Genomic DNA, 13,473 nt, shown 5'->3' on the forward strand with positions numbered 1-13,473 from the left:
TCTGCGCGCGAGCGTAACCCGCGAATATCAGAATGATCGACCGTCGAGATCAGCTTCGCCTTCGGGTCCAGGATCTTCCAGGGACGGTCCGGTCGTCAGCAACGACGGCGCAGTTGACTCGGCTCGTCCATATCAGAAGCGGCTCTTGGGCAGGACCTTGCGCGGATCGAGCGCCGTGCGGGCGCGCCGCATCTCGAAGTGGATGTGCGGCCCCGTCGAGCGCCCGGTGCTGCCCAGGAGGGCGATCACCTGTCCCTGCGTCACCTTCTCGCCCAGCTTGACCTTCAGCGAATCGTTGTGGGCGTACAGCGTGGTCACCTGCGAGTCGTGGCGCAGGATGACGACGTTGCCGTAGCCGCGCATGCGGTCGTTGGCGTAGAGGACCTCGCCGGCCGCGGAGGCGTACACGGGCTCGCCCGTGTCGGCGGCGATGTCGATGCCCTCGTGCGCCTTGTGCCAGCGGTGGCCGAACTCGGAGCTGACGATGCCCGCACTGAGCGGCCAGCGGTAGTCGCCTTTGTAGGCCGGGAGCTTCGGGTAGCGCCGCGCGACCACGCGGGTCACCGGGGCGGAGTGCAGGTCGCCGCCGTCGTTGTGCATCTGATAGTACGCCGCTTTCGCCGCGTAGTAGCCGAAGTCCTTCACCAGGCCGCCGGCGACGACGACGGTGCTGACCGCGACCTTGGTGGCGAGCTTGGCGGTGCCGTAGGTCAGCTTCGCCGTCCCCTTGACCACCTTGCCCGCCGTGCGGCAGCCGCTCAGCAAGAAGACGGCGGCGACGGCGACGGCCAGGTGGCGGCGAGGCATCCGAGTGAGGATACACGCCCTTCGGCTAAAAATCCAGAGGCGGGCGCGTCGCCCGGCGCGAAAACCGTCACCGCGCCGCCATGGCGCGCCGTCCGCGTTCCGGGTATAATCGGCCCCATGGACGACGTCCACCACATCGGCGTTCACATCGCGCGCAAGCCGGACGAGGTCTACGAGTTCGCCTCCGATCCGCGGAACCTGCCCCTCTGGGCGGCCGGGCTGGCGCGTTCCGAGGTGCGCAAGGACGGCGACGCCTGGGTCGCGCGGGCCCCTTTCGGCGCGGTCCGGATCCGGTTCGCCGAGCGGAACCGCTTCGGCGTGCTGGACCACGACGTGACCTTGGAGTCGGGGGTCGCCGTCCATAACCCGATGCGGGTCGTCCCCGGCGGCGAGGGGAGCGAGTTCCTGTTCACCTTGATCCGCCAGCCGGGCATGTCGGACGCCCGGCTCGCCGAGGACAAGGCGGCGGTGGAGAAGGACCTGAAGACGCTCAAGGAGCTTTTGGAGCGGAGACCCTGACCGGGGCCTCTATTTCGTAGAATCGCCCCCCGATGGGGCTCGACACGGCGCGCAGGCGCCTGCGGTGGGAACTGATCATCCTAGGCTGCATGTACCTCGGGTACATGGGCTTCATCCTCTGCCGGACGGCGATCTACGTCGCGAGCCCGGCGATGGTCGGCGATCCCGCCCTCGGCCTCACGAAGACCATGTTCGGCGCGATCCTGGGCTGGGGCACGGCCGGGATGGTCACGGGCAAGCTGCTCAGCGGCGCCGTCGCCGACCGCCTCGGCGGGCGCGCGGTCTTCCTGCTGGCGCTGTCCGTCACGACCGCGGCGGCCTTCGCCTTTTCGATCCCCGGCGGCTTCGCGTTCTACTGCTTCCTCAATTTCACGATGCTGCTCGCCGCCGCCGCCGGCTGGCCGGCGATGTCCAAGCTGATCGCGGCCTGGTACGAGCCCGACCGCTACGGGAAGGTCTGGGGGGTGATCTCGACCAGCTCGCGCCTGAGCTCGGTCCTCTCCACCTTGCTGCTCGGCGCCCTGCTCGCGCGAACGACCTGGCCCGCCGTCTTCCTCACGGCGGGGACGATGACCGTCGCCGTCGGGGCGATCGTCTTCGCCTTCCTGAAGGGCGGCCCGGGCGACGCGGGCCTGCCTCCGCCCGCCGCCGCCGAGGACGGCAAGGCCGTGGCGCATCCGCTGGACGGGGCGAGCCTCAAGGACGCTCTTGTCTACTTCGCCCGCAGCGGCCGCGTCTGGCTGATGTGCGTCAGCATCATGTGCACGACGGTGCTGATGGAGGTCATCGGCTTCCTGCCGCTCTACCTGAAGGAGACCTTGGCTATCTCCCCGGCGCAGGCGGCGACGGCCTCGTCGGTGTTCCCGGCCGGGTGCCTCGCGGCGCTCCTTGCCGGCGGCTGGGCGTACGACCGCGTCTCCCGGAGGGGACGCGCGCCGCTGCTCGGCGGGATGCTCGCGGTCTCCGCGCTGTGCCTCGCGGCGCTGTTCGCGATGGGAAGGGTCCCGCTCACGCCGGGGACGGCGTTCGCGGCCACCGTCGTCGTGCTCTTCGTCTACGGCTTGACCGTGGCGCCTTCCTACTATCTCCCGATGAGCGTCTTCTCGATCGAGCACGGCGGCAGGCACTGCGGCGTCCTGATCGGGCTCATCGACGCGGCGGGCTACGCGGCGGCGATGCTCTATCAATTCGCCGGAGGCGTCATCATCGACCGGCCGGGCGGCTGGCAGGACATGCTGGTCCTGCTGATGGCGACGGCCGCCGCCGCCGCGGCCGCGACGGTCTGGTTCGCGCGCCGGGACGCGGCGTCACACGCCGGATATTGAGCCGGCGAAGAGAAATCCGTACAATCCGGGACCCCATCGGAGAACCCATGAAACGAACCCCGACGAAGCCCCGCCGCCCCGCCGCCGGAGTCCCCGCCGTCCTCGTCGCGACGCGCAAGGGCGCCTTCATCCTGAGGGGGGACGCCTCCCGCAGGAACTGGAAGACCTCCGAGCCTCTGTTCCTCGGCAACATGGTCCACCACATGGTGCAGGACCCGCGCGATCCCAAGACGATCCTGATCGCGGCGCGCACCGGGCATCTGGGCCCGACGGTGTACCGCTCGACCGACGCGGGCCGGTCCTGGAAGGAGTCCGAGAAGCCGCCGGCGTTCCGCAAGGCGCCCGACGGGGAGAAAGGCCGCGTCGTCGACCACGTCTTCTGGCTGACGCCCGGGCACGCGTCCGAGCCCGGCGTGTGGCTGGCGGGAACCTCCCCGCACGGCCTGTTCCGCACCGAGGACGGCGGCAGGACCTGGAAGGGCGTCGACGGCTTCAACGAGAACCCGAAGCGCGGCGAGTGGTGCGGCGGCGATCCGACGCCCGACGGGCCCAAGACCCACTCGATCAACATCGATCCGCGCGACAAGAACCATATCTATATGGGCTTCTCGAGCGGCGGCGTCATGGAGACGACCGACGGCGGCGCGACCTGGCGGCACCTGATCAAGGGCCTCGACGTCGTCGAGGGCTTCGACGGGAGCGACCCGCGCGTTCATGACCCGCATTGCGTCCGCCTGCATCCGGCGGACCCGGACCGGCTCTACCAGCAGAACCACTGCGGCATCTACCGGCTCGACCGGCCGTCCGAGGAGTGGGTGCGCATAGGCCGCAACATGCCCAAGACGGTCGGCGACATCGGCTTTCCGATGGTCGTGCACCCGCGCGACCGCGACGCCGCCTGGGTGTTCCCGATGGACGGCACGCAGGCGTGGCCGCGCACGAGCCCGGACGGCAAGCCCGCGGTGTACGGGACCAAGGACGCGGGCAAGACCTGGAAGCGTCTGGACCGCGGCCTTCCCCGGTCCAACGCCTGGTTCACGGTCAAGCGCCAGGCGATGGCGGCCGACGGCCGCGACCCGGTCGGCCTCTATTTCGGCGCGACGCACGGCGAGGTCTGGGGCAGCCGCGACGAGGGCCGGTCGTGGTCGCGCCTGGCCGCGTACCTGCCCCACATCTACGCGGTGGAGACGGCGACCTTGCCGCGCTGATGCGCGTGATCATCCCGTCGTCCTTGCGCTCCTACACGGGCGGCCTGGCCGAGGTCGACGCCGAGGCGGCGACGGTCGCGGGCCTGCTCCAGGAGCTCGACCGCCGCTACCCGGGCTTCCGGTTCCGGGTCGTCGACGAGCAGGACGCGCTGAGGCCGCACATCCGCGTCTCGGTCAACGCCGAGGTGACCGCCGACCTCGCCGCGCCCCTGCGGCCCGGGGACGAGGTGGCCCTGATCCAGGCCTTCAGCGGGGGCTGACGGGCCCTCCCCGCGGGGGGCCGGAATGCCCTTGAATCCGTAACATCGCGGGGCTACCCTTAGAGCATGATCCTCGGGGTTCTTCTGCTGGCGGCCGGGACGGCCTGCGCGGACGCGTCGACGAGCACCGCCGCGCGGGCCCCGGAGGAAACGCTGCGCGTCATGCTCGCCGACCTGCGCCGGGAGCGCGCCTGGGAGGTGCGCAAGGCCGTTCTCGGCTCAGCCGAGGAGCTTCGCGACGCCGTGGCGGCCGGGGAAGGCGCCTCCAAGGAGCGGCTCGCGGACCGGCTTCCGGGGATGGCCAAGGATCCGTTCGGCATCTGCCGCGACCTCGTCGGCTGCCGCGAGGCGCCCGCGTCCCTTCACGTGGAGGACCCCGTGCTCCTCGACGACGCCTTCATGGCTCTGGCGCGGCCCTGGTTCAAGCTGCAGAAGGCGAGAGGGAAGGCGGTGACGGTGAGCGTCGACCCGGGCGCCGGCGTCCAGCTCAAGCTCGAGGATTTCCCGCGGCGGCCGGTCGTGACCTTGTCCGCGCTGCCGGCGCCCACGGGCGGCTTCGACGTGGCCGTGGATGAAGGCGACGAGGCGGCCCGGGATTTCGCCGCCGAGCGCGCAGCCGTCCTGCAGGGCGCCAAGAATTAAGTACGCTACCCGCAGCGTGGCCATCCCGACGATCGAATTCTCGAAGCAGGACGCGAAGAGGCCGTCCGCGAAGACGCTGAGGAAGGTCCGCTCCGCGATGGAGCGCGACGGCGCGGTCGCCTTCGCCAACCTGTTCCCTCTGCCGCTGCTGAAGCGGCTGCGCGCGGAGGTCCTGCGCCGCCACGCCTCGGGAGAGCTCCACGCCCGCGGACTCGTCCGCGACATCGCCGGCCGCTACGCCGCCGTCCTGCCGTTCGAGGGTCCCTTCCTGGACCCGGGGTTCTACGCCGACCCCAAGCTGCGCGCCATGCTCGCCGCGCTGCTGGGGGAGGACTACCGCATCTCGAGCCTGGAGACCGTCATCGCGATGCCCGGCGCCTACCGGCAGCATCAGCACATCGACGCGCCGATCCGCTTCGACCGGTCCGTCGGCGGGAAGAAGATCGTCTTCCCGGGAGACCTGTCCGCGCTCCCGCCTTACGCCGTCACCTTGTGCGTGCCGCTGTGCGACGTGACCGAGGAGAACGGCCCGACCGCGATCTGGCGCGGCTCGCACCGCGCGGCGCTGCGCGCCCGGCCTCCGGGGGAAAAGGAGGTCGCCCGCCGCTTCCCCGTCGAGCGCATGGCGGGCCCCTTCGGCCGCTCGTTCTTCTTCGACTACCGCACCTTCCACGGCGGGATGCCCAACCTCACCTCGGAGCCGCGGCCCGTGCTGATGTTCGTGTTCACGCGCTCTTGGTTCCGGGACCCGAACACGGCCGACGTCTTCCCGCGCCTGGTCGTCTCGAGGCGCAGCCTCGCGCGGGTCCCCGAGCGGCATCGTCCCCTGTTCCTGCTCGCTCCGGCCGCCCGCCGCGCGCTGTGGGGGAATAAAGCTTAGACGCAGCCGTCTTTTCAGGAGACAATCGATGAGGATCCCCGCCGCCGCCCTGCTCGCCTCGCTGACCTTGGCCGCCGGCTGCATGCCGGCCGCGCCCAAGCGCGCCGACGCCCTGAGCGTGATGTCCGCCCAGGGCCGCAACCGCGACGTCAAGAAGCTGAGGCTGGCGATGATGTTCTCGGAGAACACGAAGAACGCCGCCGCGTACCTGCAGAAGGCGGCCGGCACCATGACCGGGCGGTGGGGCAGCGTCAACGACGTCGCCTTCTTCCAGTCCATCAGCGGAGCCCTGGAAAAGGCCTTCGCGACGGTCGTCACGGTGGACAGCCTCGAGCAGGCGAAGGCCGAGGGCGCGCACGTGGCGGCGATCGTGGACGTCTACGCGAAGATCGGAAGCGCCTCCTTCACGAAGACCTCCGCCGAGGTGGGCGCGGCGTTCCAGTCGCTCGACGGCGCGCCGATCGCCGTGGTGCGCGGGGCGGGACATTATCGCGTCCCTTATCCCAACACGAGCTTGCGCTGGGCCGAGGCGAGCGGCGCGGCGGTGGAGACCTTCGCGCTGGCGCTGTCGACCAACGCCGAGCTCGCGGAATTCGCGTCGAGGACGGCGCCGTCGGCCGCGGTCGCCGCCGCCCCGGCGGCCCCGGCCCCCGCGCCCGCGGCCAGGTCCTACCGCTCCGACGTCGAGGAGCCCTCCTTCCATCGCCCCGAGGACGCCTCGAAGTTCGCTTTGGTCGTCGGCGTGGAGCAATACGCGTCGCTGCCCGCGGCCGAGCACGCGGTCCGGGACGCCAAGGCGCTGAAGGCGCACCTGCTCGCCGCCGGATATCCCGAGCGGAACATCGTGCTCCTGACCGATCAGCAGGCGGGGAAATCGGGGCTGGAGAAGTATCTCGACGCCTGGCTGCCGAAGAACACGGACGAGAAGTCCTCCGTTTTCTTCTACTTCTCCGGGCACGGCGCCCCGAACCCGGACGACGACCAGGCCTACCTGGTCCCGTGGGACGGCGACCCCAAGTTCCTGGCGAACACCGGCTATCCCGTCAAGCGCCTCTACGAGCGGCTCAACGCGCTCAAGGCCAGGCGCGTCCTGGTCGCGATGGACGCCTGCTTCTCGGGCTCCGGCGGGCGCTCCGTGCTCGCCAAGGGCACGCGCCCCCTGATCGCCAAGGTGGACCTCGGCGCGGGCACCGCCGGCCGCGTGCAGGCGCTGACCGCCTCGGCCTCCGACGAGATCACCGGGACCGACGAGGCCTCCGGCCACGGGCTCTTCACCTACCAGCTCCTCAAGGGCCTATCCGCGAAAGGCGGCCGGGCCACGTTCAAGGAGCTCTTCGACTACCTGACCCCGAAGGTCCGCGACGCGGCCCGCCGCGACAACCGGGACCAGACGCCGCAGCTCGTCGGGAACGGAGACGCCTCTCTGTAGCCGGCCGGGAGCGTCGCGGCGCGCCCTCGGCGTCAACGACCGGGTCGCGCCGCGCCGTCGAGGGGCAGGCGCAGGATGAGGCGCGCGCCGCCGTCCGGGCCGTTCTCGGCGGCGAGCGTCCCGCCGTGCTCGCGCGCGATGCGGGCGCAGCGGTTGAGGCCCAGCCCGGTGCCGCCCTGCGAGGCGCGCGTCGTCTCGTAGGCGCCGAAGAGGCGCGGCAGGATCTCCGGCGAGAACCCGGGCCCCTCGTCCTCGACCGTCGAGACCGCGAAGTCCCCGTCGCGCCGCGTCGTGAGCCGGACCTCGCCGCCGTTCTTGCTGACGGAGAGCGCGTTGAGGAAGAGGTTCAGGAAAAGGCGCTGAAGGTGGGCGCGGCTGGCCCGGACCGCGCAGGGCTCGCAGGACGGCGTCACGACGAGGCGCGCGTTCTTCGCCAGGAAGACGTTCTGGACCAGCGCGGTGACGCTCTTCGCGATCGCGTCGAGGTCGTCGGGCGCGAGCTCGAACTTGGCGTCGGCTCCCTGGCGGGCGAGCTGCTGCGACATCTCGCCGCCGAGCCGCGCCATCCGCTTCACCCGCTCGAGGCCTTCGCGGGCGCCCTCGCTCAGGGATTGCTCGCCGAGGACCGTGTCGGTGAACCCGGAGATGACCATGAACGCGTTGCGCAGGTCGTGGGCGACCCCGGCGCTGACGAGCGCGACGTTGCTCAGCGCGGCCGCGCCTTCCAGGCGCGTCGTGAGCTGCTCGGCGCGGCGGCTCTCGGTGCGGAGCTGGTCATGGGCGCTGCGGTCCTTGGCGACGAGCCGCGACGCGGCCAGGGCGGTGAAGAGGAAGAAGCCGCTCTTCAGGAAGATCTCGAACGCGGCGACGGACCAGTTCCCGCGGGCCTCGCTGACGGTGAAGACGGCGTTGAACGCCACGACGCCGGCCGTCACGGCCGCGGTCTCGCGCGGCCCGAGCAGGAGGCAGACCGTGAAGATCGGCAGCAGGTAGAGGACCCAGAGGTTGGAGGAGGCTCCGCCGGAGTAGGCCAGGATCGCCGTGATCGTGCCGCAGTTGGCGAGGATGAAGCCGGTCGAGATCAGCGGGGCGTCGGGCCGGCGGCGCAGGGCTATGCCGGCGAGGAGATTGAGGGCCATCAGGACGCCGAAGAGATGGAGGATCGCGGGGTACTCGAGGCTCGGGTTGTCCCGGCCGAGGAACGCGAGGGCGGCCATGAAGACGCAGAAGGCCGCCTCGTAGCGGTTCGACAGGTTGTCGTTCATCCCGGATAAGCATACCCCCAAAACCGCCGCGGCTCAAGGCGGCCGGGAAAATCGTACGATGGACGCATGAACGACCGGCGGACTTGGATCGAGCGCGCGCTCCTCCTGTCCTGGCTCACGATCGCCTACAACCTCGTCGAGGGCGGCGTGTCGGTGTATTTCGGCGTCGCCGACGACTCGGTCGCGCTGGCCGGCTTCGGCGCGGACAGCTTCATCGAGGTCTTCTCCGCGGCGCTGGTCCTCTGGCGCTTCCGCGCCGAGGAGGGCGCGGGGAAGGGGCTCCCCGTCGAGCGCGAGCGGCGGGCGACGCTCGGCATCGGGGTCCTGTTCGTTCTGCTCGCCGCCGGCACGGCCGCGGGGGCGCTCGCGCAGCTGCGCTCGGGCGGGCGCCCCGAGACGACCTTGCCGGGGCTCGTCATCTCCGCGGCGAGCCTGAGCTTCATGTTCTACCTGTGGCGCGCCAAGCTCGCCGCGGCGCGGGAGCTCGACAGCTGCACGGTCCTCAAGGACGCCGACTGCTCGCTGGCGTGCATCAAGCTGTCCGGCGTCCTGCTGGCGGGGAGCGCGGTCTTCCTGGCCGCCCCGGCGCTGTGGTGGTCGGACTCGGCCGCGGCCCTCGTCCTGGCGCTGTTCATCGCGCGCGAGGGGGCCGGAACGATCCGCGCGGCGCGCCGGCCGGATTTCGCGGGCGGCTGCGGCTGCGCCTGACCTTATATATACTCTGCTCATGGGCGGCATCGCGGACTTCTTGGCGGCGGATCACGACCGGCTCGACGCGCTCTTCGCGAAGGCCTGCGCCGACCCGTCCCGCGTCGACCTGGAGCCCTACGAGGCGTTCCGCCGCGGCCTGCTCAAGCACGTGGGCATGGAGGAGCTGATCCTGATCGCCGCCGCGCGCCGGCTGAGCCCCGAGGCCGTGCCTCTGGCGGCGCGCGCGCGCCTCGACCACGCGGCCCTGACCTCGCTGCTGATCCCGACGCCGACGCCCGGGATCCTGTCCGTGATCCGGGCGGTCCTGGAGCCGCACAACGGGATGGAGGAGGCGGCCGACGGCCTCTACGCCCAGTGCGAGCGCGCGCTCGGCGCGGAGGGGGACGCGGCCCTCGCCCGGCTGCGCGCCGCGCCCGACATACCGCCCGCCTCGCACGTCGACGGGCCGCACGTCACGGCGTCCATCCTCCGGGCGCTGACGGAGGCCGGCTTCGCCGGTCTGGGGAGGGATCTATGAGCGATGTTCTCGACGCCGCCGGCCTCGTGGGCTATTCCGAGGGCTCGGTCGTCAGCCGGACCTTGATCAACCGCGACACCGGCTCGGTCACGGTCTTCTCGTTCGACAAGGGCGAGAGCCTCAGCGAGCACACCGCGCCGTTCGACGCGTTGGTCCACGTCCTGGACGGCGAGGCCGAGATCACCGTGGGCGGCGTCGCCCGCCGGGTGAAGGCCGGCCAGATGATCCTCATGCCCAGCGGGATCCCCCACGGGCTGAAGGCGGTCGAGCGCTTCAAGATGACCTTGTTCCTGGCGCGCGTCTCGGGGCCCGAGAAGAAGGGCGCGCCCCGGCCTTAAAGCGGGGCTCACTCGTCCCGCGAGAGGTTCCGCAGGGAGGCGCCGAAGCGCCCGAGGCCCGCGCCGAGCACGTTGAGGATGACGCAGGCGTTCCACGCCGCGAGCCGCTCCGGAGGCATCGCCGCGAGCCGGCCGCAGCCGATCATCAGCGCGACCAAGGCGAAGGCGAGGAGCACGTCGAGCGAATTCCCGAGGTCCAGCCATCTCTGGCGGGAGGCGGATGGCTTGCGGAAGGGCAAGGCCGCCAGGGCCAAGGTGCAGGCCGCCATGGGCCGGCGCCGGTTGGCGAGCAGGCCGAGGAGGTTGATCCCGTTGATGATCCCGTCCAGGACGCCGAGGCCGACCAGGAGGACGCCGAACGGGCCGGCCAGCGAGAGGCCCGCGAGGATCTTGAAGCCGCAGAACGGCAGGCCGACGGTGAGCACCTCGAGCAGGTCCATGCGCATGCGATGAGTCTATCACTTGCGCCGGAACGGCGGACGCGCCATAATATGGCCATGTGGGCGCTTCATGAGACCTACGACGCCGAAGGGCGCGTGCTGTATCTTTTCCTCGTGTCCGACACCGCCGAGCCCCCCGCGCGTCCCGGTCTCGACGCCCCGAAGCTGCTCGAGTCCTTCGCCGACCTCGAGACGGCCCGCAAGTTCGCCGAGGGCTACCGGACCGCGCTCGACGGCAAGGGCGAACGCGTGGTGCGCGAGGTCCGCTGCGGCATGGAGCGCCTGGGCGGCTGCAAGGGACCGGGGAGATCCTGCTACCTGGGCCTCGACTGCTACCGGTGCGAGACCCGCGGGGGCTAGCTTAGCGACGCGGCCCACTCTCGGAAGGCGAGGTGCCCTTCCTCGAGGAAGATCGCGTTGTGGCCGCCCGGCAGGCGCTTGATCCTCGTGCGGCCCGGGACCTCGAACTTCGCCAGCGACCGGATGTAGCTCTCCGCGGGCACGAACGCGTCGTTGTCGGCGGGCGTGAACAGGACCGAGTTGAGCGCGATCGCCGCGCGCAGGTCGGGGACGCTCGCGAACGGCGTGGGGGGCGGGGGGCGCCGGTCCATCGCGGTCACGAAGGCCTCGCGCCAGGCGACGCCGCCGCCCGCCTGCATCGTCACCCAGTTCTCGTCGATCATCCAGGGCTCGTAGGGGATCTCCGCGGTGGTGCGCGCCGCGATCGTCCGGTCGGTCTCGCCCGGGGTGAAGTTGCAGCTGGAGAGGACGTAGTTGAGGAGGTTCACCTCGCCGAAGTTGTCCTTGGCGTCCTTCTCGACCTCGGCGCGCGTCTGGCCGAGCATCTTCTCGAGATGCGCGAGGAAGGCCTTCTCCCAGACGCCCTTCACGCCCTTGCCGAGGAGGCCGAACAGGCCGTTGACCTGGTCGGGGTTCAGGCCGAGGGCCTTGAGATGGGCGCGCACCTTCCCGAGCCGGGCTTCGACGTCCGGGCAGGCCTCGCGCAGCTCTTTATTCAGCTTCAGCTGCTCGGCGCGGCGGGCGAGGCTGGCGGCCAGGACGTCCTCGTAGGGGAGGGCCGAGGCGGAGAAGACGATGCCCCTGGGCTTGCGCGCGCCGGCGCGCGTGAGGCTGAGGTACTGCATGCCGACCATGCCGCCGTAGCTCTGCGCGATCATGAAGAACGGCTCGCCCTTCGGGATCACCGCTTCGATGACGGCGAGATAGTCGCGGGACTGATTGTCGGAGGAGAAGCCGAGCGCGATCGCGTCGGCGTCGATCGCGGGGTCGGTCATGTCGATCGGCGCCGACTGCCCGTCGGTCCCGCGCTGGTCGACGAGGAGGACGCGATAGGAGTTCAGGAGGTATTTGAACCGATCGAGCGAGCCGTTCTTCGGGGAGGCCGGGTCGACGTAGTCGAAGCCGAGAGGCCGGTAGGCGCTGCACGAGATGCCGGGGCCGCCGTTGATGACGACGATCACGGGAAGCGAGGGGTCGTCGTGGCGGCGGCCGTAGGCGGGGATCAGTCGGTAGAAGACGGGGATCCTCGGCCCCTCGGGCCGGGCGTAGTCGAGCGGGACGTCCACGAAGCCGCGGCGCTCGAGGGGGTGCTCGACGATCTTGGGGTCGACCTTCTTGAAGGGCAAAGCGGAGGGGGCTTTCGTGGTCATGGGATCAGTGTGCCTCGGACGGCCCGCGCGAGTCAAGCCCGCACGACGAGCCAGAGGCGGGCCGAGCGCGAGCGCGGGTTCTCCCGGATCTCCTCGGGCGAGGCGCGGCGCGGCGGGGCGGGGGGCGCGGCCCACAGCCCCGCGGCCGCCTGCTCGTTCAAGGCCGCCGACACGAGGGCCTCCTCCCCGGAGTGGAAGGTCAGCAAAGCGACTCGTCCTCCGGGGCGCATCAAGGAGGGCAGGTCGTGCAGCAGCCGGGCCAGCGACTCGCGCTCGGCGTTGACGGCGATGCGCAGGGCCTGGAAGGCGCGCGCGGCGGGATGCTTGGAGGAGGCGTCCTTCTTGACGAAGCGGCCCGGCCCCAGGCCCTTGGCGACGCCGACCGCGGAGGCGAGCTCGAAGGTCGTCCTCGGCGCGCGCCCCTCGGCGGCGAAGGCCGCGAGCGTCCTCGCGATCGCGCGGGCGTCGGGCTCGTCGCCGTAGCGGACGAGGGCGTCCTCGATCTCGTCCGCGGAGGCGGCCGCGAGCCACTCCGCCGCGGTCCGGCCGCTCGAGCGGTCCATGCGCATGTCGAGCGGGCCGTCGTTCTTGAACGACATCCCGCGCTCCGGCCGGTCGAGCTGCATCGACGAGACCCCGAGGTCGGCCAGCAGCGCGTCCACGCCGTCGAGACCGAGCCCCCGGAGCGCGTCCTTGGCCGCCGCGTAGTCGCTCCGGCGCGCGGTGATCCTCACGCCGGACTCGCGCAGGCGCTTCTCGGTGCGGGCGAGCTCCTCGCCGTCGCGGTCGAGGCCGACGACCGTGCCGGCCGGCCCCGCCGCGCGGGACAGCTCGGCCGCGTGGCCGCCCCAGCCGAGCGTGCAGTCGAGGACCTTCGCGCCCGGCAGCGGCGCCAGCGCCTCCAGGATCTCGCGGACCATGATCGGCACGTGCGCGCCCGCGGGCGTCGAGCCGCGGGCCTTCGCCTTGGCGATCGCGTCGGGATCGGCGCCGAGCTCCTTGTACTTCTGCTCGAACTTCTTCGGGTGCGTGCCCGTGTAGCGCTCGCGCCGGCGGTAGGCGGCGAGGACCTCGGCGATCGGGACGTCCGCGGGGGCCAGGTCGTACTCGAGCAGGCGGCGGGCCTCGACCCATTTGACCTGGTCGTGGTCGACGAGCTTGAATTCTCCGATGAATTTCGGCACGAGGAACGCGATCAGCTCGATCTCCCCGAAGTCGTAGGCGTGGCGCGTCCGCGCGACCTCGGCGCCGACCGTGGCCTCGATGCCGAGCTCCTCGCGCAGCTCTCTCAGAAGCGCCGCTTGCGGCGTCTCGCCTTCCTCGATGCGGCCGCCGGGGAACTCCCACTTGCCCGCGTGCTTGCGGCCGGGGCCCCGCCGGGCGAGGAGGACGGCGCCGGAGCGTAGGATGACGCCGGCGCACACGGGGATCATGCTTCATTCTATCGAAAATTCACTACACT

General features: G+C 71.2%; 16 protein-coding genes. 11 read left to right on the forward strand and 5 right to left on the reverse strand.

Annotated elements, in window-relative coordinates; genetic code table 11:
* Window positions 1–132 precede the first annotated feature (132 nt).
* Window positions 133–807, reverse strand: a complete 675-nt coding sequence (locus HYV14_11105; GenBank protein MBI2386549.1) for a M23 family metallopeptidase — start codon at window positions 805–807, stop codon at window positions 133–135.
* A 117-nt stretch (window positions 808–924) separates the two neighbouring features.
* On the opposite strand from HYV14_11105, the gene HYV14_11110 reads away from it, so the two are divergent.
* From HYV14_11110 to HYV14_11140, 7 genes are all read left to right on the forward strand, one after another.
* Window positions 925–1,326, forward strand: a complete 402-nt coding sequence (locus HYV14_11110) for an SRPBCC family protein (protein MBI2386550.1) — start codon at window positions 925–927, stop codon at window positions 1,324–1,326.
* Window positions 1,327–1,358: 32 nt separating this feature from the next.
* Window positions 1,359–2,651, forward strand: coding sequence for an MFS transporter (locus HYV14_11115; protein ID MBI2386551.1), 1,293 nt, complete (start codon window positions 1,359–1,361; stop codon window positions 2,649–2,651).
* Window positions 2,652–2,698: 47 nt separating this feature from the next.
* The gene (locus tag HYV14_11120) at window positions 2,699–3,859 is read left to right on the forward strand and encodes a glycosyl hydrolase (GenBank protein ID MBI2386552.1); all 1,161 of its coding nucleotides are present in this window, start codon (window positions 2,699–2,701) and stop codon (window positions 3,857–3,859) included.
* The gene (locus HYV14_11125; protein ID MBI2386553.1) at window positions 3,859–4,119 is read left to right on the forward strand and encodes a MoaD/ThiS family protein; all 261 of its coding nucleotides are present in this window, start codon (window positions 3,859–3,861) and stop codon (window positions 4,117–4,119) included. The genes HYV14_11120 and HYV14_11125 overlap by 1 nt, the downstream gene beginning before the upstream one ends.
* A gap of 66 nt (window positions 4,120–4,185) precedes the next feature.
* The gene (locus HYV14_11130) at window positions 4,186–4,761 is read left to right on the forward strand and encodes a hypothetical protein (GenBank protein MBI2386554.1); all 576 of its coding nucleotides are present in this window, start codon (window positions 4,186–4,188) and stop codon (window positions 4,759–4,761) included.
* A gap of 16 nt (window positions 4,762–4,777) precedes the next feature.
* Window positions 4,778–5,641 carry a phytanoyl-CoA dioxygenase family protein gene (locus HYV14_11135; protein ID MBI2386555.1) on the forward strand — a complete coding sequence of 288 codons (864 nt, stop codon included), beginning with the start codon at window positions 4,778–4,780 and terminating at the stop codon, window positions 5,639–5,641.
* A gap of 28 nt (window positions 5,642–5,669) precedes the next feature.
* A complete protein-coding gene (locus tag HYV14_11140; GenBank protein MBI2386556.1) occupies window positions 5,670–7,070 on the forward strand; it encodes a caspase family protein in 1,401 nt (466 codons plus the stop codon).
* Window positions 7,071–7,102: 32 nt separating this feature from the next.
* On the opposite strand, the gene HYV14_11145 is transcribed toward HYV14_11140, so the two are convergent.
* On the reverse strand, window positions 7,103–8,335 hold the full coding sequence (locus HYV14_11145) for a hypothetical protein (GenBank protein MBI2386557.1): 1,233 nt from the start codon (window positions 8,333–8,335) through the stop codon (window positions 7,103–7,105).
* A 66-nt stretch (window positions 8,336–8,401) separates the two neighbouring features.
* On the opposite strand from HYV14_11145, the gene HYV14_11150 reads away from it, so the two are divergent.
* The 3 genes from HYV14_11150 to HYV14_11160 are packed head-to-tail and all read left to right on the forward strand — an operon-like array spanning window position 8,402 to window position 9,901.
* A complete protein-coding gene (locus HYV14_11150; GenBank protein ID MBI2386558.1) occupies window positions 8,402–9,043 on the forward strand; it encodes a cation transporter in 642 nt (213 codons plus the stop codon).
* A 19-nt stretch (window positions 9,044–9,062) separates the two neighbouring features.
* Window positions 9,063–9,563: a hemerythrin domain-containing protein gene (locus tag HYV14_11155; protein ID MBI2386559.1), complete on the forward strand. Its 501-nt coding sequence runs from the start codon at window positions 9,063–9,065 to the stop codon at window positions 9,561–9,563.
* Window positions 9,560–9,901, forward strand: coding sequence for a cupin domain-containing protein (locus tag HYV14_11160; GenBank protein ID MBI2386560.1), 342 nt, complete (start codon window positions 9,560–9,562; stop codon window positions 9,899–9,901). Before HYV14_11155 ends, HYV14_11160 begins: the two co-directional genes overlap by 4 nt.
* Window positions 9,902–9,909: 8 nt before the next feature.
* Here the strand turns inward: HYV14_11160 and HYV14_11165 are convergent, their stop codons facing one another.
* Entirely contained in the window at window positions 9,910–10,347 is a 438-nt protein-coding gene (locus HYV14_11165) for a hypothetical protein (GenBank protein MBI2386561.1), read from the reverse strand.
* Window positions 10,348–10,398: 51 nt separating this feature from the next.
* Between HYV14_11165 and HYV14_11170 the strand changes: the two genes are divergently transcribed.
* Entirely contained in the window at window positions 10,399–10,701 is a 303-nt protein-coding gene (locus HYV14_11170) for a hypothetical protein (GenBank protein ID MBI2386562.1), read from the forward strand.
* On the opposite strand, the gene HYV14_11175 is transcribed toward HYV14_11170, so the two are convergent.
* Complete coding sequence (locus HYV14_11175; protein MBI2386563.1) at window positions 10,698–12,011, reverse strand: alpha/beta fold hydrolase; 1,314 nt, start codon at window positions 12,009–12,011, stop codon at window positions 10,698–10,700. The genes HYV14_11170 and HYV14_11175 overlap by 4 nt on opposite strands.
* 32 nt (window positions 12,012–12,043) lie before the next feature.
* A complete protein-coding gene (rsmH, locus tag HYV14_11180; protein MBI2386564.1) occupies window positions 12,044–13,444 on the reverse strand; it encodes a 16S rRNA (cytosine(1402)-N(4))-methyltransferase RsmH in 1,401 nt (466 codons plus the stop codon).
* Between the last annotated feature and the right edge of the window lie 29 nt (window positions 13,445–13,473).

It is taken from the genome of Elusimicrobiota bacterium, assembly GCA_016182905.1.
Lineage (GTDB): Bacteria > Elusimicrobiota > Elusimicrobia > UBA1565 > UBA9628 > GWA2-66-18.